Consider the following 25,020-nt stretch of genomic DNA (forward strand, 5'->3'; position numbering starts at 1 on the left):
AATTCAAATTGGCCAAGTGTTGAAAGTATACGATAACGGAACAGGTTCTGGCGGTGGTACATCACCGAAAACAACAACATACACTGTAAAGTCCGGAGATAATTTAGGTAGCATTGCCATACGCTTTGGAATGACATTAGCTGAAATCCAATCTCTGAACAATATTACAGATCCAGATAAAATCCAAGTGGGTCAAGTGTTGAAAGTATATGATAACGGAACAGGTTCTGGCGGCGATACAGGCGACGGCGGTTCAGCCGTAACTTATGTAACAGAAAGTCAATTAAATCAAATCGGTTGGTCAAGCACATATCTTTCTGCCAAGATTATTGCTGATTTGAATAGCTGTCTACAGCGATATAATATTACGACAAATTCTAGAGCTCGCCATTTTATTAGTCAGTGTAGTCATGAGTCAGGTGCAGGTAGATGGACAAAAGAGTTAGCATCCGGTGAAGCCTACGAAGGACGTGCAGATTTAGGAAATACTCAACCCGGGGATGGTCCGAAGTATAAAGGTGGCGGATATATTCAGTTAACAGGGCGTTACAATTATACAAAGTTTTCGCAAGCTATCGGCGACCAAGAAGTCGTAAATCAAGGTGTTAACTATGTAGCAGCCAACTATCCCTGGACAAGTGCAGGCTTCTGGTGGGATAACAATAAAATGAATGCATTATGTGATACTAACCCTACTGTTGAAGCTGTAACAAAAAGAGTAAATGGTGGTTACAACGGTTTAGAAGATCGCAGAATGTATTACAACCGATGTATTCAAGTTTTTAAATAACATCAAATATATTAAGGGGATGTTCTACCTTTGAACATCCCCTTTTGGATTTTTTAACATAATGAAAGCTTGCTTAATTAGTTTTAATTTTCTTTATAAGCGCTATTATCTTTTCCTCATTGTTAGGGTGGATATAAACTTTTTTTGTATTATTGATTATATCTTCCATTTCCTGATGTACTTTTTCTTTGTCTATATCTTTAGGAGGAGTAAAGCCACCATACCAGCGTAACGGTACATTATAGACATTAATCGTGCCATCTCCATTACTACTATAAGTTACTATGCCATCAACTAATCGTGAACCAGTTAATTGTACAACATCTTCGGGATATTTTACGCTCATATTATCTTCAGGATTAAGAAGGGTTCCTTCAGAAATTTCTTTCACATACAATTCATCTATCTCCTGATTTGGACCTAGTTGCAACCAGACTCTAGCATATTCGATTTGTTCGGGCGAATACTTAGAAAGCTCTCTATTCTCTTTCTTATTATTATCAGTACTATCTTTTTGTTCTCTCATGACTAGTCCCTTAGAAGAATCATCAGCATTCAAATTTTCTTCAGTAAAATTACTGTTGGAGTCGCCTTCATTTTCATTTGTTTCTCCTACAGAACTTGAACCTTTTATAAAAGCTTCTTCCGAAACTTTTGCATCTACACCTATTGATGCATTATTATTCGAACCTTCAATTTCCTTTTCTTCTTTTGGATCCACTGAGCAACCAAAGAGGAATAGTAAAATAAAATTACAAAAAATAAGCTTTGTTAGATTCTTCAATTAATGATTGCCTCCCTTGATTATTAAATATATTTAAGTTTTACAACAAAAGCTCTATTTTAATTGAAAAAATTATAATAGATTTCTCGAATTTTTACCGTAACATAAATCGGTTAACCTAGTAAAATATTTACAAATATAAGATTGGTTTCCTTACCATGAAACCCTACAGTTCACATAACAACAATCAGTAAGTATTTGCCCTCAATATGTAAGTCCTTAATAATTATTTGAACAAAAAAAGTTGAAAAAATGATAAATTTTACCTCTTTAATAAATATAAATAATGAAAGGAGTATTTTTATTACCAAACAGCTTTACAAGGGATATCACCGGTTTGATTATTGTTTTAATACTAGCAGTTCAATTGTTGTTGCAGAAAAAGAGAAAAAAGAAAATAACTGAAGAATACCTTTTTTTTATGATAAAATAAGAACATAAGTTCCCATACTAGTAGGGAGGATGGAAGGGGCTATGGAAAATCCTTTAATAATTTCTTTTTTAAAGAATGAAAATATGAAAGCTTTATATCTAGACTATTTGAACAACCCAGATGAGTTTACTAAAGAAATCATTGAATACCACTTTTCACAGTACTGTCGTAAAATCCAAATTTTAAGTTACTTTTCTAAAACACTTCATTTTGATGCGCAACGTTTTGACAAGAAAATACGCGACCATTCCGAAAAATACCCTCTAATTTTAAATCAGGATAATGGATTTGAAGATATACTGGTACGGGAAACTGTTGAAGATGACTATGACGAATACGCTGTTGATAATTATGAGAATCTTAGTGAAATCATTTCCAATAAGCAGCTCTATATGATTGTCGACAATCTGAAGCCAAAAAACAAAGAATTATTGTACTTACTTTATGTTAAAGGTCTTGAAGAAAAAGAAGTAGCAAAGATGTTGGGACTTACAATACAGGCAGTGAATAAAAGAAAAAACATCATATTAAAGCAAATAAAGCAGCGATTTAACGGATAGGGAGGCAATTTATGAGTGACAATTTGGAAGAAGAAATTGTTCGTATGTTATCCCCGAAAATAAAAAGTGTTTTAAAACAAACACAGCGTCAGTACCAGGAAGATTTGGAACAAGAATTATTACTAATGATTATTACCAAAGTGAAAAATAAAAAGTACTTCTCCAAGGCTCCTTCTTTTTTTCAATTGGTAGGAGAAACTGATAGACCGAAACCGAAATAAGCATGATCAAAGAAGCCATATTATGAAAAACAGATTATTCTTATGTTTTCATAATATAAACGAATGGGGATATTTTAGAAAAGTAAAAGCACCTTTTTTTATGCATTTTCGCATGGAAATCGGTGCTTTTTTTGAGGACAATTATGAAAACGGCCAATTAAAAGGCCGTTTTATATTTAGTTTTTAGAATATAGTTTCTTCATTTCCCAGAATCCTGGAACCGAGTTTATATCATACTTTTTAATACAACTCATCATTTTAATTAATAAATCCTGCTGTAAATCTTCTCTATATAGTGGTTGGGTTTGATAAATAACTTTATTTAATTTTGGTTCAAAGAGGGTTATAACATTTAATAAAGCCGAATTATCATATTTTGATTCTTTGACTAAGGTAATTAAGTCTTTATTCATGGTTTCTTTTCAATCCCTTCTCTAAATCATTTATCACGTTTGATAATTTAAGAATACTATTTTCTAGGTTTTCAATTTTTTTCTCAAACCGTATAAACAGATATACAGTAATCGCTATTGGAAATCCAAAATTCCCTATTACAGTTATTAATTCAGATGTATTTAATAGCACTTGCAGACCCACCTTCCGCTTTATCAGATTCAAGGAATTTTAAAAGATTGCCTAAAGCATTTTTATGCATTTTGGAAACAGCTTGTTGGCTTTTGCCTAACAGTTTGCTAATTTCAGTATCACTTAATCCGTTTACATAAGCTAAATTAATAATTTGCTTTTGTTTTGGAGATAATCCATTCAAGGCTTGGTATAAAGCAGGGCTTGAAATTTGTTTGGTAATATCGTCTTTTGATAAGAAAGTATTTAGAGAAATCATTGCATTTTCATCAGGTATAGATTCAAGGTAGTTATTTTCTTCACTTTCAAAATCTGATTCTCTGACGATATTCCGTGGTGCTTGAAATCTAGATTGTAATTTTCTCTGTCGTTTATCAAAGTTAACAGAATTAAAATGCAATGTTGTAGATATATGAGATATGAATCTGATATTAAAATAAAAATGCTTAAATTTATTATCTAACTCTTTCATATTTTCTTTTGTTGGGTTCGAAATAGCCTTGTAATAAATTTGTTTATTCAATGGTTGTTTTAAGAAGGAGGATACTATATCATTTTGTAATAATTTGGTATTCTCTTTTTCAAATTCTTTTATTTTTTGTTCATCTAAATACATCCATAATCACATCCTTTATTTGCTCTTTTCCGAAAACAAAACATATGTTCTTATAAATATAAAAAAAAGAAAGGTAAACTCGGTTATTTCTTTTTACCTTTCATAATGATCTTTCTAATATATAAAGAAGTTTAAAGTTAATTTAATACAACCTTTTATTTATTTTTTTTACAACTTTTTCTATATAATTGTGATTCCTTAATGAAAATTAAAAAGATTATATCAGCTCTGTTTTACTCCTATTTAATAGGTATTCCTTTGATTATCATGGTATATTATTGAAGTTGCACTATTAAGTGTTATTTTAGAGATGGAGGTTTTACGATGCTCAAAAGTTTGCAAGATACAACAACATTAAATAACGGTGTTAAAATGCCTTTGCTAGGACTCGGTACATATTTAGTTGAGGAAGGACCAGAACTGTTAAACGCTGTGAAATTTGCAATTAAACACGGTTACCGCAGTATCGATACAGCTGCTGTTTATCAAAATGAAGAGGGCGTCGGCGAAGCAATCCGTGAAGCACTAAAAGAAACCGGCATTTCAAGAGAAGAACTGTTCATCACTTCTAAAGTGTGGAATACAGATTTAGGCTATGAAGAAACACTTGCTGCCTACGAAACAAGCTTAAAGAAATTAGGTCTTGAATACTTGGACTTATACCTTATTCACTGGGCAGTTGTAGATAAATACAAAGATGCATGGCGTGCGATGGAAACACTTTACAAAGAAGGAAAAGTGAGAGCGATCGGCGTTTGTAACTTCCAAGTTCACCATTTAGAAGATTTGATGAAAGATGCGGAAATTAAACCGATGATCAACCAGGTGGAATACCACCCTCGCTTAGCTCAATCGGAAGTAAAAGCTTTCTGTGAAAACAACGACATTCAGTTCGAGGCATGGTCTCCGCTAATGCAGGCAAAATTATTGGACAACCCTCTACTAAACGAATTGGCTGCTAAATATAATAAAACTGTTTCTCAAGTCATTTTAAGATGGGATCTGCAAAACGGTGTTGTAACGATTCCAAAATCAACGAAAGAACATCGCATTGTAGAAAATGCCGATATTTTTGATTTTGAACTGACTAATGAAGATATGGAACTGATTAATGGCCTTAACCAAAATTTACGTATCGGGCCGGATCCTGATCACTTCAGCTTTTAATTAACTCCATTTAAAAAGCTGCCCTCGTTCTATTCCGAGGGAAGCTTTTTTAATGAATAATATATACTTGAAATTTTTTTCGAAAACGAGTAAACTATCAAAGTGCTCATTCATCCAAGTTAATAGTAACTGTATAACCTCAAGAATATGGCTTGAGGGTCTCTACCAGGAACCATAAAATCCTGATTACAGAAAATGATTTTTTTCATTTTTTGTAATCAGGATTTTTTTATTTTTCCAAAGAAAGGAAGTTAGACAAAATATGAATTTCAAAGTTTTAATACTTGCATTATCAACGGTTGCTGTTGGATTGGTAGAATTAATCGTTGGAGGTATTCTCCCAATTATTGCAACTGATATGAATATTTCAATAAGCACTGCCGGACAGCTTATTACCGTATTTGCCCTTATTTATGCAATCGCCGGTCCGGTGTTATTAGTTTTAACGAGTAAAGTTGAACGGAAAAAGCTATATCTAATTTCGTTGTTTATTTTCTTCATCAGTAACATCATGATGTATTTCAGTGTGACATTCACATTTATGATGGGTGCACGTATTTTAAGTGCTATGAGTACTTCACTGATTACCGTGCTTTCTTTAATCATCGCTGCAAAAGTTGTTTCCCCGGCGCATCGTGCGAAGGCACTTGGTTTCATTTATATGGGAATTAGTTCTTCGCTCGTATTAGGTGTACCGCTTGGCATTTTAATTTCCGATTATTTCGGATGGCGTGTAATTTTCCTAGGCATCGCGATTTTATCGGTAGGCTCATTTATTCTCATCTCAATCTTCTTAGAGAAGGTTCCTGGGGAAATGACAATTCCACTTACGCAACAATTAAAAGCGGTTGCAAGCTCCAAAATCGGAAGTGCCCATCTCGCAACAATGTTTATGCTGGCAGGCCACTATACTATGTACGCGTACTTCACGCCGTTTCTGGAAACAGAACTAAGTCTGAATTCCAGCTGGATCAGTCTTTGCTATTTATTATTCGGGATTGCTGCAGTAAGTGGCGGCGCATTTGGCGGAACGCTTTCGGATAAAATCGGTGCACCAAAGAGTATCATTTTCGTTATAGTTTCATTTGCAGTCGTGCTCTTTATCCTGCCATTCACAACCTTCTCTCTTATCGTCTTCATACCGATTATGATGATTTGGGGAGCGCTAAGCTGGAGTTTATCACCACCACAGCAAAGCTACTTGATTCAGACAGATCCTGCTACATCCGATATCCAGCAAAGCTTTAACAATTCGGCTTTACAGATCGGTATTTCGATGGGATCAGCGTTTGGCGGAATCGTAATAACTCAAACAGACACAATTTCACATGCAGCTTGGTACGGTGGCGCACTTGTACTAGTTGCTTTAGCATGTGCAGTCTTTTCTTTAACTCGAAAAACAAACGGAAGAGAAGAAAAAGTTTCTACTTCGGATGCCCATCATTCGAATATATAAAGTTAAAAGCACCATTCGTTTTATAATCGAATGGTGCTTCTTCTATTTTGCTATATATTTATTATAGATTTGTAAATCTGTAGATTGTTTCGTGCTGATAAGGAATTCCTTTTTTTATAATAGAACTTGGTAAATGTTTATATTTCACGCTATTAGGAACATTTTGTACTTCTAAACAAATACCTAAAAAATTCTGTGCTGGTGCTTCTTTAAATGAGTAGCCACTGCCGATTTTACTACCCGTATATACAACTAAAGCTTGTTCATCCGTTATGATTGTAAGTTTGCGGCCACTTTCTTCTTCCGATAATTCAATTTCATTTTTCTCTAATAGAAATGGATGATCTATGCCTCCGCTCGCCAATTTGACTTGCGTAGAGTTACTTTCAATGACTTCCCTCAAATATTTCTTTTCATTAAAGTCAAATATTGTTCCATTTACATTTTCTATATTGCCCAACGGTAACCCCCGCTCATCAATATAAAGCATTCTTCTACTGGGAAATTTTAATGCATGCCCATCAATCATACGCTTTAAATTTCCGCTTAAATTAAAGTAACTATGATTTGTACAGTTTAAAATCGTGTCTGTATCACTTATACCTTCATAAGAAATGATTAGCTCGTTACTGTCTGTTAATGTATAGGTAATTGACATATTTAACTTTCCTGGAAAATCAACGGATTCAAAATCAAGGAAGTAATTTACAAATGGTCCACGCGAGGAAACACCTGTTTCAAATTGCCACAGCTGATTGTGAAAACCGTCATTTCCGCCGTGCAGTAAATGGTATCCCTCATTTGCCCTCGCTTGATAAGAAACTCCATTGATTTCTAAAATAGCATCTTCAAGACGGCCTGCAAAAGGTCCAATTGCCGCACCAAAAAACTGCGGATATTGTTTATATTTTTCTGCCGTATCAAATGAACAAACAACATTCTCAATTATTCCATTAGCATCGGAGGTAGCGATTGCAGTAATAGTACACCCTAAGGTACAACTGCTTACATACATCCCATTTGTATTCGTTAAAATAATTTCATAAATGGGATGCTTGTTTACTTGGCCAAAAGATTTAATTTCAATCATTGCAAACATAATCGTCTAATACGATTTGTTGATTTGTGTTTACCGATTGCTGAATTGCATGCAAAATCCTCACATTCTTACGTGAATAATTATGCTGTACCATCAAGGCTCTATTTGTACGTACAGCATCGGAGAAGTATTCAACCTCTTGCTTGTATATGTCTCCGGCGGTTTGTTCGATACGTTCTGTTGTTAAAGTGCTGATAGTAATTTGTCCATTCCCGCTTAGACGGTCTGGTCTAAATGCATTCTTAACTTTTACCGTTCCTTTCGTCCCAACTATTTCATATTCATTTCGTTCTGTCATATCAAAACTACAATCGATTATGCCATGGATTCCATTTTCCAGCTCGACTATTCCAAAAGCAGAAACATCAACAGTTGTTTTTGCATCTATAATTCTTTTAAATGAAAGTGAATTAACTTCTTTACCCAAAATCAATTGCATTGCATGAACGGAATAGCAGCCCACATCCCAAATGGCACCCCCCCCCTTTACTGCGTCCATGCGGATGTCACCTTTACGATCTGTTAAATAAAATGAGTGACTTGATTTAAAAAGTTTCACCTCACCAATTTCTCCAGAATCTATAACTTCTTTCACTCGCATATGCTGTGGATGAAATTGGTACATAAACGCTTCCATAAACTGTACATTCTCATCATTACAAACTTTAATCATTTCTTCTAGATCAGCTTCGTTTAATGCAGCAGGTTTTTCACATAAAATGTGTTTTCCTGCCTTTGCTGCTTTAATGACCCACTCTTTATGTAAATCATTTGGGAGCGGAATATAAATTACTTCTACCTCTTGATCATTTAATAATTCTTCATAACTCTCATAAGCTCTTTTGATCCCTAAGTTTTCAGCGATTGCATGTACCTTTGGGCCACGACTGGCAATCGCAATGACTTCCGCATTTTCAGCACGTCTTATAGCTGGAATTAATTGCGTTTGCGCAATATTTGCTGTACTTAAAATGCCCCATTTTACTGTGTTCATTGTGAATTCCTCCCTAGCGAAATAGTTTTAATTGTTCATTTAACGCTTTTGTCTGAGTATAGATCTGTTGATATATTGCATATAGTCGATTGTATATTTCTACATTTTCAGGATTCGGTTCAAATTTCCCTTCTACTTGAACACAAGCCTGAACAGCTTCTTCAAAATCTGTGTAAATATCCGCTCCTACCGCTGCAATCATACATGCACCGATACTTGGCCCTTGCTCATTTTTTTGTTTATACACCGTAACATTAAAAATATCCGCCTGCATTTGTAGCCAGACTGGACTTTTTGCGCCACCGCCGATGGAAACCATTTCGGTAATATCTTTGCCCGAGGCGCGGAAAATCTCTAACGAATCACGCAGTGAAAAAACGATTCCCTCCATCACAGCCCTCGCAAAATGTAGCTTCGTATGTGCCGCATCAATGCCAATATAGCTTCCGCGAATTGTAGAATCCGCATAAGGTGTACGTTCACCTACAATATACGGTGTAAACAATAATCCGTTACTCCCGGCAGCAATTGTATCAATCCCCGCAAATAATTCATCATAAGACTGCCCTTCCGCAAATCTCTCTTTAAACCAGCTAAGGGAATGCCCCGCCGACAACGTAACTCCCATCGTATAGTACGCATCCTCTACAACATGGTTAAAATAGTGCACCTTTCCTTCAAAATCCTTTGAATTGGATTCCTCGTATGATAATAGAACTCCCGATGTACCGATACTGACCATTGTTTTACCATCGCCTGCAACACCAGAACCGATTGCCCCACAAGCATTATCCGCCCCACCAGCATAAATTTTAGTTGCAGCCGTTAATCCTGTGCTTTTAGCAAATTCCTCTGTCAGTTGCCCCACTTCTGTTGCCGATGACACAAGCGGTGGACATATTGCTAAATCAATTTCCAGCACTGCAGCTATTTCCTGACTCCATTCGCTCTTTTCTATATCCAGTAATAATGTGCCTGCCGCATCAGAATAATCCATATGCAAATTTCCAGTCATCACAAAACGTACATAATCCTTAGGTAATAGAAAAGTTTTTACCGCATTAAAAATTTCCGGTTCATATTCCTTTACCCATAAAATTTTTGGTAACGTAAAACCTTCAAGAGCTTTATTTTTAGTGATTCTCAGCAGTTCCTCCTGCCCAACACAATCAACAATTCGCTTACATTGCTCTGTTGTTCGCGTATCATTCCATAAGATTGCAGGTCGAAGAACATCATTGTTTTTATCAAGTAGTACCAATCCGTGCATTTGACCCGAATAACTAATTCCTACAATAGAAGAAACATCTCCCGTAAACCGTTTAACAATTTCCTGAATTGCCGCTTTAGTTCCAGTAACCCAATCATTTGGATTTTGCTCTGAGTAACTTGGCTTTTCATGAACAAGCGGATAGCTTGTTGATGCTTCATCGACAATGGTTCCTTGCTCATTCATTAACAGTGCCTTTACTGCGCTTGTTCCTAGGTCAATTCCGATTACATACTTCATTTTTCTGCCTCCACCCTCATACTGCATAAAACTAACTATTTACTATTAAAAAGGCTAGACCAAAAGTAGAAATCTTTTGCTCTAGCCTCAAAAAAGCTTTTTTACAACAATTATTCAGCTAAAGCATTTAAAATGTACTGATTTATAATCATTTTCAATTTTTCTGTGCGACCAGAACTGTTTTTAACTTCCCCAAGCCCTAAAGCATATTCTTCCAACTCTTTGAAGCCGACAGTCCCGTCAACAATTTGTTTGCCGATACCTTCGTTATAATTGCTATAGCGATTATCTACGAATTTTTCTAACACACCATCTTCCAATAGCTTATGGGCAACCTTCAGCCCGACTGCAAATGAGTCCATTCCGGCAATATGTGCATAAAACAAATCATCCTGCTCAAATGATCCACGGCGTACTTTTGCATCAAAGTTTAAACCGCCCTTTCCCAGGCCGCCATTTTTCAAAATTTCATACATTGCTAACGTGTTTGTATAAAGGTCTGTAGGAAATTCATCCGTATCCCAACCAAGTAATGTATCACCCTGGTTGGCATCTACGGAGCCCAGCATGCCGTTAATACGAGCTGTATGTAATTCATGCTCGAATGTATGTCCCGCTAATGTTGCATGATTTGCCTCAATATTGAATTTGAATTTTTCTTCCAATCCGTACGTACGCAAGAAACCAATCCCTGTTGCTACATCGAAGTCATATTGGTGTTTTGTCGGCTCTTTTGGCTTTGGTTCAATCAGGAATTGACCTTCATAACCAATTTCCTTTGCATAATCTACTGCCATGTTTAAGAACTTACCAAGATTATCTTGCTCTAACTTCATATTAGTATTAAGCAATGTTTCATAGCCTTCACGACCACCCCAGAAGACATAATTTTCAGCACCTAAACGCTTTGCTACTTCCAAGCCCTTTTTCACTTTCGCGGCCGAATAGGCAAAAACATCTGCATTCGGTGAAGTCGCAGCACCATGAACAAAGCGTGGATTCGAAAACATATTGGCTGTATTCCACAGGAGCCTTGTTTTAGATGTAGCCATGTATTTTTCCATCATGTCAATAATTTCATCCAGGTTTTTATTCGTTTCCGCCAATGACTGGCCTTCTGGTGCAACGTCTACATCATGGAAGCAGAAAAATGGCACATTTAACTTTTCATAAAATTCAAATGAAGCTTCTAAACGTGCCTTTGCTAGGTCCATGCCGGAAAATTTATCCCATGAACGCTCCATATTTCCTGCTCCAAACGGATCTCCGCCATCATACGTAAAGGTATGCCAATAAGCTACACCAAAACGTAAAGTTTCCTCCATCGTTTTTCCGCCTACAATTTCCTCTGGATTGTAGTATTTAAATGCTAAATCATTTGATGATTTTGGTCCTTCATACTTGATTGCTGAGATATTGCTGAAATATGCCATATAATATTCCCCCGATTTATTTGTTTTTAGAAATGATGTCAACCCATACTGCCAAAATCAAAATCAAACCTTTTACGATATACTGCCAGTATGCGCCAATATTCATCATCGACATTCCGTTATCAATACTTGCCATAATTAGTGCACCTATAATCGCTCCAAAAATCTTCCCTTTACCACCCATTAGAGATGTACCGCCAATTACACAGGCTGCGATGGCATCAAGTTCATAACTGTTCCCGGCAGATACTGTTGCTGCATTTAAACGCGCTGTTAATAACACACCGGCTACTCCCGCTAAAGCACCCATGCTGACGAATACATATAGCGTATTACGTTTAATATTTATTCCCGATAATGCCGCTGCTTCCGGGTTGCCGCCAATTGCATAAATCCGGCGTCCAAATGCCGTTTTCGTTGTAATGAACATGAAAACAAGCGCAATTACCGTTACAATTAAAAACGGGATAGGAATACCTAAATAACGATTCAACATATACGTAATGACTACTAGAACAACAGAATAAACTGTCACTTTTCCATAATCGATTACAGAAGGCAATAATAATAAACCCATTTCCTTACGCTTTCTACGACTATTTACCGTGAAAGCTATCATTAAAATAACGGCTATAGCAGCTATAATATAACCTGGTATAAATGGTAAGTAACTGTTGCCGATTTGTTTAAAACTTGGGTTTAATGATGAAATCGTTTGACCATCCGATAAGCCGATTAGAACCCCTCGGAATATCAACATACCGCCAAGCGTAACAATAAATGCCGGTACTGCTCGGTATGCGACCCACCATCCTTGCCATAACCCAATTAACCCTCCAATTATAATTGCTGCGAGGACAACAACCGGTGTACTCCATCCTTGCCAAACTTGCAGCATTGCGGCAATCCCACCTGTAACCCCTACAATCGAACCTACAGATAAATCGATGTGCCCTGCCACAATTACCAATGTCATTCCTACCGCAAGTACAGCTATGATTGACATTTGGGTAAATAAATTGGAAATATTACGAGAAGATAAGAATTCTCCTTCAGTAAAAAATGTGAAAATAATAGCAATAAAAATTAAAGCAAGAATTAAGGTATAGGATTGTAAATCGAATTTGAAGGATAATTTACTTTCTTTTTTGATTGTCTGTTCATTAATCACGTTTTTCCCCTCCAGTTGCACACATCATTACTTTTTCCTGCGTTGCTTCTTCTCTTGTAAATTCACCCGTAATTTTTCCTTCACACATAACAAGAATTCGATCTGACATCCCTAAAACTTCGGGCAGCTCAGATGAAATTAGTACAATCCCTACACCTTGTTGAACAAGCTCATTCATAATTTTATAAATTTCATATTTAGCTCCAACATCAATCCCTCTAGTAGGTTCATCTAAGATTAATAGTTTTGGATTATTCATAATCCACTTACTCAACACAACCTTTTGCTGGTTTCCGCCACTTAGCTTTCCTACCTCTATGTCTAGATTAGGTGCTTTTAATTTCATTTTGGTTGTAATCTCTTCTGCTGCTCTTACTTCAAGTGCCTGGCTAATCACATTTAGTTTCATTACCTTGTTTAATGCAATTAGTGTTGTATTTTTTGAGATATCCATTCCTAGTACTAGACCGTATCGCTTACGATCTTCCGATACATATGCAAATCCCTCTTTAATGGCATCTGCTGGTGATTTAATTGTTACGGTTTTATCATTTAGTTTGACCGTACCCTCTTTTTTTCCAGGCATACCGCCAAACAAACTAATAAACAGCTCTGAGCGACCTGCTCCCATCAAGCCGGAAAAGCCTACAATTTCACCCTTTTTAACATTGAAATTAATATTAGATACAACTTTTTTTCCTGATTTATTGTATGAAGTGTAGTTTTCTACATGTAATACATTTTTATCACTAATTTCATGCACCTCATAAGGGAATAACTCTGTCAGTTCACGACCAACCATCTTTGTAATGATCTTTTCCTCAGTTAGATATTCGATGGAGTTCGTTGAAATTGTCTGACCATCACGTAAAATTGTTACAGAATCAGCCAGCTCCATTACTTCTCCTAATTTGTGCGAAATGTATATGCATGTTACACCTTGTTTTCGAAGTTCATTTAACAATTTAATTAAAACAGCTACATCACTTTCTGTAAGAGCAGCTGTTGGCTCATCTAAGATTAAAATATCCGTTTCCTTTGTCAAAGCTTTTGCAATTTCCAGAAGTTGCTGCTTTCCTACCGTTAATTCGGATACCTTCGTTTGTGGGTCCAGATCTAAACCAACCATTTCAAGTGCTACAATTGACTTCTTATAAATTTCATTCCAATTAATAATGGCCGAGCGCATTAAATCATGTCCTAAAAATAAATTTTCAGCAATCGTCATCTCACCAACCAATGCCAGCTCCTGATAAATAATTGCCACTCCTGCATCTTGAGATTCCTTAATATTTTTGAAGCTTGCTTCTTTGCCTTTAATTAAAATTTTCCCACTGTATGTGCCAGCCGGATAAACACCGCTTAGTACTTTCATCAAAGTCGACTTTCCTGCACCATTTTCGCCACATAAGGCATGAATCTCACCTTTTCGGACTGAAAAAGTAACATTGTCCAGAGCCTTAACGCTTGGAAACTCTTTTGTTATTCCTTTCATTTCTAAAACATATTCAGTCATGTTTCCACCACCATTCTCGATATCCTCATTTAAAAGAAAGGGGGGAAATTCTCCCCTCCTTTTGCTGTTAATTACGGACGGTCACTTTCAGGTACATTTTTATATACATCATCATAGCTATGGAATTCATCTTCAATAACTGTTGTCATAAGTTCATCTTTACCTACTGAAATTGGGTCTAGCTTTATGAATGGAACATCCATTTGGCCATTGTTTACAGAATCGGTAGCAGAAATCTCCTCACCTTTTGCTAATTGAACCGCTACTTCCGCGCTCTTTTCAGCAATTGCTTTTATCGGCTTGTAAACGGTCATTGTCTGTAAGCCTTCAGCTATACGCTGAACACCCGCCAGGTCGGCATCTTGTCCGGAAATTAATACTTTACCGGCTAATCCCTGTGCTTCTAACGCCTGAATTGCGCCACCAGCCGTATTATCGTTTGAAGCTACGACAACATCAATATTGTTTTTGTTTGCCGTTAATGCGTTTTCCATGATTTTTAATGCTTCATTTGCATCCCAATCTTTCGCCCACTGATCGCCGACAATCGTAATATCACCTTTATCAACTAATGGCTGAATAATATTCATTTGCCCTTCACGGAACATTTTTGCATTGTTATCCGTTGGAGATCCACCCATCAGGAAATAGTTTCCATCAGGCTTTAAATTCACCAAATACTCTGCTTGCATCTCGCCCACACGTACGTTATCAAATGAAACATATGCACTGATATCTGCCCCATTAATCAGTCGGTCATACGCTAATACTGGAACGTCTTCTGCATTTGCCTGCTCTACAACAGTAGATAAAGAATCCGAATTAATCGCAATAATTACTAATGCATCTAAGTCTTGAGACAGCATATTTTGAATTTGTGATAATTGCTTTGCCTCATCGCCATTTGCAGACTGTACAACGACTTCAGCTCCCATTTCTTCCGCTTTAGCTACGAAGAAATCACGATCATGCTGCCAACGTTCCAATGTTAAGTCCGATACTGATAAGCCAATTTTCAATTTATCCCCTGCCGAATCACTTGAATTAGCCTTGCCTGTATCTTTGCTTGAACCGCCTGCATCCTGCCCACAAGCCACCAATACCATCGACATTACTAACAGAATCGCAAAAAGAAAGCCCTTACATTTATACATGAACTACACCCCTTTTAATATTTGTAATATTCTTAATTTAAAATTAGGATAACATGTTAATATTTGTTTGTCTATTGGATGAACAAAGTTTTTTTGTTATACTTTAATTAAATTTTTAATCGCTTTGTATTGGAGGGATTGTTACTTTGTCTTGGAATCAACAAATAGGGAAGAAATTTAATAAGCAGCAGATTTTAAATTATATTTTCTCTAAAAGAATCGTTTCCAGAGGAGAAATCATTGAAGAAATCGGGTTAAAAAAAGCAACGGTTGCAAATTTAGTAACCGAACTGATAGAGGACCAACTAATCGTAGAAGACGGGAAAGATTTTTCAACTGGAGGGAGAAGATCCCAATTATTAAGGTTCAATGAAACAGCCGGTTTTGCACTTGGTATTGATATTGGTGTTAACTATTTATACGGAGCAGTCTTTAATCTAAAAGGCGAAATTGTTTTCGATAATCTCCAACTCGTACCAACAAGCCAACTTGATTCGTATTTAAAAAATATTTTGGACTTAATAGAATTACTAATGGAAAATGTACCTCCCAGCCCATTCTCGATTGTCGGATTAGGCGTTGCTGTTCCTGGTTCTGTTAATAAAGACGGTGTCATTATTATTGCGCCCAATTTACGTTGGGAAAATTTTGATATCAGCAGCTATTTACGTGATCGTTTTGACTTCCCAATCTATATTTCGAATGAAGCGAATGCTGGTGCTTATGCAGAATATATTTTTGAAAATAATAAAGAAACTTCAAATCTATTATATTTAAGTATAGGAATCGGGCTAGGAGTCGGGATTATTATTGATCATAATATTTATCTAGGTGTTAACGGTTATTCGGGCGAAAGCGGACATGCCATCATTCACATGAATGGGCGTAAATGCACATGCGGCCGTAATGGATGTTGGGAAGCATACGCTTCAGAATATGCCCTTATCCATGATGCGACTTATATGTTAAAAGAACGAGAACTTTCATTAGAGCAGTTGATAACTCTAGCCGAAGAAGGCCATGAAGATGTTATGCAATTATTCAAGGAAACCGGTTACTATATCGGTCTCGGTATCACCAATTTAATTCAAACATTTAACCCCGAAAAAATTATTATTGGTAATCGTATTATAAAAGCGCAAAAGTTTATTGAGCAATCTATACTAGATACGATCCACTCGAATACTATGCATTTTCAGCGGGATAACTATTCTGTACAATTTTCAACATTAAAGGATCGTGCAATTGCTCTCGGTGCTGCCTCCTTTATCATTGATCAGTTCATTCAACTTCCATTTGATTAATCTCCATTTTCTAATTGAATGTATATACTAAATATAGTTAAAAAATGTATATTATGTTATGATAAGCAAGCCTATAACACTCTCGAATAAAAGACATATTATTGGAGAAAATTAATGGAAAATCTTTATTTATTGCTTGAAAAAAACAGTCATTTGGAAAGCGAACGTCTATTTTTACGTCCAATTTCTATTGAAGATACTGAAGATATGTACGAATATACAGCGGATGAAGAAACAACTAAATTTCTTTATCATGCCCACAAAGATCTGGATCAAACGAAGAAGATGATTGAGAATTATTTTATGAAAGAACCTGCCGGAAAGTATGCGATCGTATTAAAAGAAAGCAATAAAATGATTGGTGCGATCGAATTCCGTATCCATGAATGGAATAAAAGCGGTGAACTCGGCTTTACGTTAAACCGTTGCTTCTGGGGAAAAGGTTATATAACAGAAGCCAGCAAAGTTGTATTGGATCTAGCCTTCAATACACTCGGTTTAGAACGAGTATTTGCGGAATCTCACGTTCAAAATGCGGCTTCCGCTAAAGTAATGCAGCGTTTAGGGATGACCCATGAAGGAACGATGCGAAAAAATCACATGATTAAAGGTACTCTCGTAGATAGTGTATATTACTCTATTTTAAAAGAGGAATTCCAGCAGGCTTAATACAAAAATCTGGATCATTACAAAAAAAGCCCTTCATTCTGTTTTCAGAATGAAGGGCTTTTCAAATTCAATCGGTTCTTAATTTTGCATTATTATTAGAACGGATTTGTATTCATTAATGTTGCATTTTTAATATACATGCGATTGTTCAGCTTTAGTTGCGCGATAATATAGTCTGCAATATCTTCAGGGTGCATATATTGATCTCTTTTTTCATCTGGCACTAAGTTCAGTGCATCCGCCAGATCTGTTGCGATTGTACTTGGCGCTAATGCTGTTACACGGATGTTGTTGCGTCGCACTTCTGCTGCAAGCGACTCTGTTAAGCCGATGACACCAAATTTAGAAGCACTGTATGCACTTGATGTTGCAGCGCCGTTTAAACCGTTTGTTGATGAAATATTAATGACATCACCTGCATTTTTTTCGATTAATTGCGGTACAATTGTGTGCGATACATAAAAAGTCCCCATTACATTGATGTCGACAATTTCTTTAAATTCTGCCGGGTCCATATCAACGAGCTTTTCAAATTTACCTACGCCCGCATTGTTAACTAAAATATCCGTTAAACCCAACTCTTCTTTTAGATGGGCAGCAGCGTTCTGTACTTGTTCTAAATTCGAAACATCCGCCACTGCATAGGCAGCTTTAACACCATGGCTTTCGATTTCTTTCGCCACTTGCTGTAATGCTTCTTCTGAACGTGCAATAATCCCTACGTTCACACCCTCTGTTGCTAATGCTACTGCTACCGCTTTACCGATTCCGCGTGCAGCACCTGTTACAACCGCTACTTTACCTTGTAATGACTGACCCAATTTCATCGTCTCCTTTATACATTATTCCAATGAAATTTTACCATAGTGAACTTCCATACGTCTTAAATTGAGTTCGGCTGATGTATAGTTTTACTTCTCTAACTACCACGATTAGATAAACCTAAAATATTCTCAATTCGTCCTCTGTTATAACGTTGCGTTAGAATAAATGGGATGTTGGCGAAAAGTGCATAAACGATATTAATGCAGCCTGCCCAAACAGGATTCCACAGGAAGAATAGAGGTGCAGGAAGAATGAGCAGCCAATGAGTTATTTCTGCCCTTTTTGTTTCAGCCGCAAAGACGATCAGTTCTTCCTGCTTCGTACCATGCAGATGGCTTTTATTGTAACTTTTCTTTGCAATAGAAGATCCATCAATTAAGTGCTTTTTCCATTTCTTCACTAAAAATAACCGATCCCAGATCTTCCCGTGCTCCTCCCACTTTGCAATACGGAGAAATACAATATCCTTCAGAAAAAAGCGTAGAGGTATTTTGAAACAGAGCGCTGAAATCGAAAAGTGAAGAACTAACCATGCCACTATGTTAACAACGAGAAGCCAAATTGCATTAATAACTGTCATACCTCTCTCCTATTACACTTTGATTTTTCTGCCTCTCCACATTACCGAATGCAAAATATGCGTACGGTATAATGAGTACAAAAATACGGCTGTAAAAAATAAAACAAAAAAGGGATAGATCACGAAAACAATGTAATGAAAATCTCCTGCTCTCCTCGCAAGAAAATACAAATGTCCACCGTATAATAAATAGAGGACAATACTGCTGAAGAGCGCTACAGAAGATTTAGTTAAAAAGGCGAGGAAGGGTGCCATTGCAGTCATAATGACACCAAAAATCCACAGCTGAATGAGTAGCATGACAAATTTATGAGTAGATTGGGAAGCTGTTGCCAGATTTTTTGTCCAGCCTTCCATTAGGTGCTTTGGCCCTTCTTCATACATACGCATATTAATAATCCCTTTTCCGGCATAATTGGTCACCGGTAAGGCTTTCGCTATAAAAACATCACTTAGCGCAAAATCATCCATAATCGATTCTGCCGCAGCTTCATGCCCTCCTGATGTAATATAGCTCTCCTTATCACAAAGAATACATGGGCCAAACGATCCTGCCGTCGCAAACTTTTCTTTCCAAACTGTAAATACATTCATTCCTGTCAGCACAATAATATTAAATATTACGGATAAATTTTCATATCGTTTTACAATCCGGTGATACGGTTGAATGGATAATATTCCTTTTCCTTCTTGCTTGCTAAAACTGTTTACAATACGTTCAAGGCTGTCCTCGGCGGCAAGCTGAACATCCGCATCTAAGAACAGCAGCCATTCCCCTTTTGCAGATTGGGCCCCATACGCACAAGCATTGGATTTACCCGGGCTCATCTCCCCTACTTGTTTACATTTTAAAACCTTCGCTCCGTATGACGATGCAACTTCAGCAGTATGATCAGAGGAACCGTCATCGACTACAATTATTTCAAAATGCTTCCAACTTTGCGCCTGAAGCGATTTAAGCAATGGGGGCAAACGAAGCGCTTCATTTCTTGCTGGTATGACAATCGACAATGTAGGTAATGGTTGATTCCCCTCTTTTACTGGCGGTTTTCTTATAGACCAAAACATCAGCACACCACATAATAAACCGAGCAAGGATAGTATTTGCACAACCAAGTACAAAGTTTCCATTGATCCTGTTCCTTCCCTTTACGTTTGTCTAATAGACTATTTACTTCTTCCTATCTCTTTCGATCAGTTTCTTAGCAACCTGCTGCCCGCTAAGCGTAACCATTGGCATACCGCCACCTGGATTGACAGTTCCTCCAACAAAATATAAATTATCATAGCGTTCACTTTGCTTCGGATGTTTGAATCCTTTATTCATTTTCTTATCAGATACAGTCCCGTAAATTGCACCGCGGTCTGAAGAATACGTTCTTTCAATATCATGAGGTGTCCACATATCTTTTGTGACAATACTTTCTCTAAGGTTGTCCAACCCCATGTTTTCCAGTTTTATTAATACCTTTTCCGCAAACTCGGTATACTGCTGCCGAGTTAGAGGCTTGTCTTGAAGGTGAGGAATATGTGGAAGGATTTTAAGGTTCTCATGACCAGGCAGTGCTTGTTTTGGATCTGTTTTATTAACATTCACTAAATAAATGACAGGATCATCAGGAAGTTCATGCTTCTCAAAGATCAGATTCATTTGCCGTTTCATATTTTCGGAGAAAAAGAAATTATGATGGGCCAGTTGGGGGTAGCTATTTTTAACCCCTAAATGTAAAACAAGACCCGAGCTTGCGGGTTCGAATTTTTCATCTAATTTATCGGTATAACTTTCTTTTTCCTCAGTTAATTGTTTATATGTCGGGATGACTTCCATATTGGAAACAAAATAATCCGCAGTCAGTTTCGTCCCATCATCTGTATAGGCCGCCGTAATAACTCTTTTGTTTTTATCCAACTTCACAATCTTTTTCCCAAGATGGAACGTTACACCAATCTCTTCAGCTAGCTTCACTAAAGCATTTGCTAAATTGTGCATTCCGCCAGGCACATACCATATCCCCTGGGTATGCTGCATGTAAATCATCATATTAAGAACTGCCGGCGCATGATAGGCGGAAGATCCAACATATTTCACAATATAACTCAGCATATCCCGGAATTGAGGGTTCTTAATTCTTTTATCAATTGCATCGAACATTGTGGAAGATAAATCAAATTTTCTCAATGATTGAAAGGCACCGTGAAATTGGAGCACTTCCTTAAGATTATCCAACCCTTGATTAAAGTAACCTTCCTCCGTTATCTCATATAATCCCTTGGAATATTCCAGTAATTTATTGTATTGCTTAATATCTTTTTTCGTTAGAGACGGGTTCAAGTTTTCCATATCGTACAGACTCTCATATAAATCAAGTGTATTACCGTCCGGGAAAAATGAGCGCCACTGATGGCCCAAACGCTGAATCGGAACATAATCACTCATTTGTTTTCCACTTTGCTGAAATAAAGTTTCGAATATATGAGGCATCGTTAGGATCGAGGGCCCTAAATCAAAACCGAAACCATCCTGCTCTAAACGGTTCAATTTTCCGCCTAGATGGTTGTTCTGTTCATATATGTCAACATCGTACCCTTTTTGCTGGAGTGAAATTGCTGCAGATAAACCGCCAAGTCCTCCGCCTATTACAACCACTTTTTTCTTACCGGACATATTGTCTCCCCCTCTGTTTGCCTTTTATTTAAACTCTGATTTCCTCTAACCGTTCCCTGTCAACAAAATTTCCTTTCGTTAAGCAGTGCCATCCCCGCTACATCAGCTCCAATAACAATGACTTTTCCTCATATATGTAAATTAATAGCTCCCATTAAACATTATACATTAAAATTAAATCTGTATAACCTTTACTTATTTAAATTTTCAAGTTTTTTACTTTCCCTCAAAACATTTACCCTTCACTCCTTGCTTTCAATCCTAATTAACAAGTAACTTTTTCAACTTTATTGTCCTAATATCAAATTCCAATCCTTGTACAATCCCTCTTAAAACCTTTTAAATTTGTATAACGTTTAGAGGGAATTCATAAAATACAACACCACATCAAAAAAGACACTAATTCAAATTGAATTGTGTCTCCGTTACTTATAACCCCGCTCTGTTATTTTAAACTTGCCACGCCAAATTTCGATATAAGCTTCTGTACATATAAAAACTATACGAATTACATATCGCCGCTTTTACAGCGTTGCCTATATGCAATGTATTGTTTGAATATGTTCAATATTTACATACGTTCGTTTCTCTTTCGCTGTTTTCAGCTCGAGCATCTTGCCATTAATGCTTTTCACTTTCCCGATATGATGAGTTTTCTCCCCCATATTTAACACGATCAGCTTATTCAATAGTACCGCAAGCTGCTTCTCGAAATTCGCTTCAAACCCCTCATCTGCTTGTTTCCAACTAAATTCCGCCTCGGATAAACCATAAGGCCGCTCGTTAGGCGTATAAGGAATAAGCCATTTTATATGATTAATTGGAATATAGGTTCTTTTATAAACAGGTGAAAAGAACACAAGATAATCATCCATCACTTCTAGAACTGTGCCAAATAAGTACTTTTTATTGATAATGCATATTTCCTGGTTAATTCCTTTTGCCTCTTTCAGGATACTCTCAAATGTTAAATTCTTTTTATTGTTATCCAAAGGAATAATCGGAGAATCGGATGGTACTGCAAATTCAGTATCTGGTGTCTCCGCTACAATATATTCGATATGGCTGACGGGGATATAAATAAAATTTTCTCCGTTAAATAATACAATAATGTCGCTGCCGCTATCGAAAATAATCCCTTTGAAAAGCTGATCTCCTATTAAACTGACTGTGACATATTCTTTCTTATCTCCTTGCCATATGTCATACAAATTGCTTCCTCCTATCTACTGAACAAACAACATAATCCATAAATATAAACTAAATAAACTGACAAACAATCCAATTGGAATGACTAGGAATGTTACTTTCAAATATTTACGCCATGTCATTTTCACACCAAACTTTTTAAGTTCAAACATCCAAATTAATGTGGCAAGTGTACCGATTGGTGTTAATAGCGCCCCTATATCGCTCCCGATTACACTGGCAAGATATGCAATCTGTATAATAAGAGGTTCCAGTCCCATATCAACAATTGCCATTGTACTAAACATGACAGCCGGTAAATTATTTACTAAATTTGAAAGCACAGTAGTCAGCATTCCCATAATAATTGTCGCTTGTAACGCATCCTGAGCTATGACCTCTCTCAATGAAGTTACAATGAAGTCATTTAAACCGACATTTTTGAGCCCATAAACAAGGACATACATGTTAAAAGCAAATAAAAATATTTGCCATGGTGTATTTCTTATCACATCTTTAATTCCAATGCGGATACGAATCCATCGATAAATAATGAGGACGGCAGCACCGAATAATCCGATAAATTCAAGCGAGATACCAAAAGGAGTGAGGGCAAAAAACGCAATTCGAGTTGTTATAATAATGAGTAAGCATACTTTGAACATCTTCCAGTCGATATCTTCCGGATTGCCTGCCGGATCAAGTGGATGTGTATATAATTGAGTAGAATGGAGGTGTGCACGTTTAAAGGGAATCATGGTAGAAACTTTCGGTATATCCTTTTTGAAATATAAAAAAAGCAGCCAGGCGATAACAAAGATACCAATCATCGACGGGATAAACATCATGAGTACATAATCATTCAAAGTGAGTCCAACAATTTTCAGAGCAATTAAGTTCGAAATATTACTAACTGCAATGGGGGCACTGGCAGCTGTAGCAATAAGAGCACCCGAAATTAAATATGGATACATTTGATGCGGTTTGAATTTGAGAAGTTGGACTATACGAATGATGATTGGTGTTGTAATCAAAATACTGCCATCATTATTAAACAGCATTGTCATTAAAAAGCAGAGCAAATTTGTATAAATATAAAGCCTAATACCAGATCCCTTAGACCTGTTGACAATGTTGAACGCAATCCACTTGAAAAAGCCGATACTTTCCAAAACAATCGTCATCATAATGGTCGAAAGGATTGTAAGTGAAGGTCCACTGACGATGCCCATAATATCAAGAATGTCAGTCCACGATACGATACCCAGGATTAACACAATTGCCGCCCCGATAGTTGTTGGGACCGTTTCATTAACATTCATAGGTCTCCAAAGCATAAAGACAATCGTGAATGTAAAGATAATAAGCATCATGATGAGCGAGCTATCCCACATTAATATCCGCCGCCTCATTACTAATATATTTCGATCTTACTGGTTCATGTGCGAATTCTTTCTCTAGTTCCAGTACTGGTTCGACTCCTGGCCCGTTGACTAGTCTTTGTTCAATTGGAGTTGAAATATATAATTTATAAAATAAACCTCCCACTATCGAGAAGTAGAGGATTATAAATAAAATGAGCACCATTTCACCTCCTTCTTTTGGAATTTTGGCACGAAAATTAGTTTAATGAGTTTTAAGTGACTAAGTACTATTTTACCTTCTTCTGTTCCCTGAAGACTTTGTATTCGTACTGTTTTTTGCTTCTTGACTTTGAGCTTCTTGGCTTTCTTCTTGGCTTTCTTCTTTTGCACCGAAGCTGATATTTCGAATATGGAACATTGAAAGCTGGATAACTTCTTCTTTAGAGAAAATGGTTACATAATCATCTTCTACCTCATTTAAAATTCCCTCAAGTGATTCCGGGCCTCCGCGGTTTACCTTTACCCAACTATGTCTAAAATTCGAAATGACGGACTTGAAATCTTCGCCTTGGTGGTAACCGACATTTTCATTTCCTTCGAATCCTTTGTCTAGACCGCCCTTAGTATGAAGCGTAATACTCTTTACGTGCTGCATTTTATAGTAAACAACACCGTCATCTTTCGTGAATAGCACAAAATAATCCCCTTCTACTGCCAGCAACATTCCAACGCGTGACTCCGGACCACCTCTGTCGATTTTTACAACTTTCCCGACAAGCGAAAGCATTAAGTCTCTGTTCATGATGTTATACTCCTCCTATTTTTAGCTTACTGAAATAATATGAATTCAATTTTTTAATAAAGAGGTAAAGCGCCCACTGTTTCCAAACTTTACATTAAAGGCATTTAACCCGAGCGTACTAAATTGTCTTTTAG

General features: G+C 36.8%; 25 protein-coding genes and 1 riboswitch. Of the genes, 7 read left to right on the forward strand and 18 right to left on the reverse strand.

Annotation, left to right across the window (positions count from 1 at the left end; genetic code table 11):
* Positions 1-790 (forward strand): LysM peptidoglycan-binding domain-containing protein (locus ABS917_RS14885; RefSeq protein ID WP_350479729.1); only part of this gene is annotated, 790 nt, incomplete at its 5' end.
* Positions 791-863: 73 nt separating this feature from the next.
* Here ABS917_RS14885 and ABS917_RS14890 read toward each other — a convergent pair.
* Positions 864-1,574 (reverse strand): hypothetical protein, encoded by a 711-nt coding sequence (locus ABS917_RS14890; protein WP_350479730.1) that lies wholly within the window; start codon positions 1,572-1,574, stop codon positions 864-866.
* A 462-nt stretch (positions 1,575-2,036) separates the two neighbouring features.
* Between ABS917_RS14890 and ABS917_RS14895 the strand changes: the two genes are divergently transcribed.
* Together ABS917_RS14895 and ABS917_RS14900 are read left to right on the forward strand one after the other, a co-directional pair.
* The gene (locus ABS917_RS14895) at positions 2,037-2,567 is read left to right on the forward strand and encodes an RNA polymerase sigma factor (protein ID WP_350479731.1); all 531 of its coding nucleotides are present in this window, start codon (positions 2,037-2,039) and stop codon (positions 2,565-2,567) included.
* 11 nt (positions 2,568-2,578) lie between these two features.
* On the forward strand, positions 2,579-2,788 hold the full coding sequence (locus ABS917_RS14900) for a hypothetical protein (RefSeq protein ID WP_350479732.1): 210 nt from the start codon (positions 2,579-2,581) through the stop codon (positions 2,786-2,788).
* A 176-nt stretch (positions 2,789-2,964) separates the two neighbouring features.
* Here ABS917_RS14900 and ABS917_RS14905 read toward each other — a convergent pair whose 3' ends face one another.
* The 3 genes from ABS917_RS14905 to ABS917_RS14915 are packed head-to-tail and all read right to left on the reverse strand — an operon-like array spanning position 2,965 to position 3,989.
* Positions 2,965-3,201: a helix-turn-helix domain-containing protein gene (locus ABS917_RS14905; protein ID WP_350479733.1), complete on the reverse strand. Its 237-nt coding sequence runs from the start codon at positions 3,199-3,201 to the stop codon at positions 2,965-2,967.
* Positions 3,194-3,373 (reverse strand): YvrJ family protein, encoded by a 180-nt coding sequence (locus ABS917_RS14910; RefSeq protein ID WP_350479734.1) that lies wholly within the window; start codon positions 3,371-3,373, stop codon positions 3,194-3,196. The genes ABS917_RS14905 and ABS917_RS14910 overlap by 8 nt, the downstream gene beginning before the upstream one ends.
* On the reverse strand, positions 3,354-3,989 hold the full coding sequence (locus ABS917_RS14915) for a sigma-70 family RNA polymerase sigma factor (protein ID WP_350479735.1): 636 nt from the start codon (positions 3,987-3,989) through the stop codon (positions 3,354-3,356). The genes ABS917_RS14910 and ABS917_RS14915 overlap by 20 nt, the downstream gene beginning before the upstream one ends.
* A 324-nt stretch (positions 3,990-4,313) precedes the next feature.
* Here ABS917_RS14915 and ABS917_RS14920 point away from each other — a divergent pair, with 324 nt between their 5' ends.
* Together ABS917_RS14920 and ABS917_RS14925 are read left to right on the forward strand one after the other, a co-directional pair.
* Positions 4,314-5,156 (forward strand): aldo/keto reductase, encoded by an 843-nt coding sequence (locus ABS917_RS14920; RefSeq protein ID WP_350479736.1) that lies wholly within the window; start codon positions 4,314-4,316, stop codon positions 5,154-5,156.
* Between the two features lie 109 nt (positions 5,157-5,265).
* Positions 5,266-5,365, forward strand: a riboswitch (purine riboswitch).
* 53 nt (positions 5,366-5,418) lie between these two features.
* Complete coding sequence (locus ABS917_RS14925; RefSeq protein WP_350479737.1) at positions 5,419-6,612, forward strand: MFS transporter; 1,194 nt, start codon at positions 5,419-5,421, stop codon at positions 6,610-6,612.
* A gap of 61 nt (positions 6,613-6,673) precedes the next feature.
* On the opposite strand, the gene ABS917_RS14930 is transcribed toward ABS917_RS14925, so the two are convergent.
* From ABS917_RS14930 to xylF, 7 genes are all read right to left on the reverse strand, one after another.
* Positions 6,674-7,702, reverse strand: coding sequence for an aldose epimerase family protein (locus tag ABS917_RS14930; RefSeq protein WP_350479738.1), 1,029 nt, complete (start codon positions 7,700-7,702; stop codon positions 6,674-6,676).
* Entirely contained in the window at positions 7,695-8,705 is a 1,011-nt protein-coding gene (locus ABS917_RS14935) for a Gfo/Idh/MocA family protein (RefSeq protein WP_350479739.1), read from the reverse strand. Before ABS917_RS14935 ends, ABS917_RS14930 begins: the two co-directional genes overlap by 8 nt.
* 13 nt (positions 8,706-8,718) lie before the next feature.
* On the reverse strand, positions 8,719-10,215 hold the full coding sequence (gene xylB, locus ABS917_RS14940; protein ID WP_350479740.1) for a xylulokinase: 1,497 nt from the start codon (positions 10,213-10,215) through the stop codon (positions 8,719-8,721).
* A 110-nt stretch (positions 10,216-10,325) separates the two neighbouring features.
* A complete protein-coding gene (gene xylA / locus ABS917_RS14945; protein ID WP_350479741.1) occupies positions 10,326-11,648 on the reverse strand; it encodes a xylose isomerase in 1,323 nt (440 codons plus the stop codon).
* A gap of 16 nt (positions 11,649-11,664) precedes the next feature.
* Positions 11,665-12,819 (reverse strand): sugar ABC transporter permease, encoded by a 1,155-nt coding sequence (locus ABS917_RS14950; RefSeq protein ID WP_350479742.1) that lies wholly within the window; start codon positions 12,817-12,819, stop codon positions 11,665-11,667.
* Positions 12,812-14,335 carry a xylose ABC transporter ATP-binding protein gene (locus ABS917_RS14955; RefSeq protein WP_350479743.1) on the reverse strand — a complete coding sequence of 508 codons (1,524 nt, stop codon included), beginning with the start codon at positions 14,333-14,335 and terminating at the stop codon, positions 12,812-12,814. The genes ABS917_RS14950 and ABS917_RS14955 overlap by 8 nt, the downstream gene beginning before the upstream one ends.
* Before the next feature lie 71 nt (positions 14,336-14,406).
* Complete coding sequence (gene xylF / locus ABS917_RS14960; protein ID WP_350479744.1) at positions 14,407-15,489, reverse strand: D-xylose ABC transporter substrate-binding protein; 1,083 nt, start codon at positions 15,487-15,489, stop codon at positions 14,407-14,409.
* A 146-nt stretch (positions 15,490-15,635) separates the two neighbouring features.
* On the opposite strand from xylF, the gene ABS917_RS14965 reads away from it, so the two are divergent.
* Together ABS917_RS14965 and ABS917_RS14970 are read left to right on the forward strand one after the other, a co-directional pair.
* Complete coding sequence (locus ABS917_RS14965; RefSeq protein ID WP_350479745.1) at positions 15,636-16,793, forward strand: ROK family protein; 1,158 nt, start codon at positions 15,636-15,638, stop codon at positions 16,791-16,793.
* A gap of 114 nt (positions 16,794-16,907) precedes the next feature.
* Entirely contained in the window at positions 16,908-17,462 is a 555-nt protein-coding gene (locus ABS917_RS14970; RefSeq protein WP_350479746.1) for a GNAT family N-acetyltransferase, read from the forward strand.
* Positions 17,463-17,557: 95 nt separating this feature from the next.
* Here ABS917_RS14970 and ABS917_RS14975 read toward each other — a convergent pair whose 3' ends face one another.
* From ABS917_RS14975 to ABS917_RS15005, 7 genes are all read right to left on the reverse strand, one after another.
* Entirely contained in the window at positions 17,558-18,283 is a 726-nt protein-coding gene (locus tag ABS917_RS14975; protein WP_350479747.1) for a 3-ketoacyl-ACP reductase, read from the reverse strand.
* Between the two features lie 98 nt (positions 18,284-18,381).
* A complete protein-coding gene (locus ABS917_RS14980) occupies positions 18,382-18,867 on the reverse strand; it encodes a glycosyl-4,4'-diaponeurosporenoate acyltransferase CrtO family protein (RefSeq protein WP_350479748.1) in 486 nt (161 codons plus the stop codon).
* A 12-nt stretch (positions 18,868-18,879) separates the two neighbouring features.
* Positions 18,880-19,998: a glycosyltransferase family 2 protein gene (locus tag ABS917_RS14985; protein ID WP_350479749.1), complete on the reverse strand. Its 1,119-nt coding sequence runs from the start codon at positions 19,996-19,998 to the stop codon at positions 18,880-18,882.
* Positions 19,999-20,038: 40 nt separating this feature from the next.
* Positions 20,039-21,532 carry a phytoene desaturase family protein gene (locus ABS917_RS14990; protein ID WP_350479750.1) on the reverse strand — a complete coding sequence of 498 codons (1,494 nt, stop codon included), beginning with the start codon at positions 21,530-21,532 and terminating at the stop codon, positions 20,039-20,041.
* 536 nt (positions 21,533-22,068) lie between these two features.
* Complete coding sequence (locus ABS917_RS14995) at positions 22,069-22,743, reverse strand: DUF6897 domain-containing protein (RefSeq protein WP_350479751.1); 675 nt, start codon at positions 22,741-22,743, stop codon at positions 22,069-22,071.
* Between the two features lie 15 nt (positions 22,744-22,758).
* Entirely contained in the window at positions 22,759-24,114 is a 1,356-nt protein-coding gene (locus ABS917_RS15000) for an arsenic transporter (protein ID WP_350479752.1), read from the reverse strand.
* A gap of 262 nt (positions 24,115-24,376) precedes the next feature.
* Positions 24,377-24,886: a hypothetical protein gene (locus ABS917_RS15005; protein ID WP_350479753.1), complete on the reverse strand. Its 510-nt coding sequence runs from the start codon at positions 24,884-24,886 to the stop codon at positions 24,377-24,379.
* Positions 24,887-25,020 lie beyond the last annotated feature (134 nt).

Source organism: Solibacillus sp., from assembly GCF_040273735.1.
In the GTDB taxonomy this organism is placed as follows: Bacteria; Bacillota; Bacilli; order Bacillales_A; family Planococcaceae; genus Solibacillus.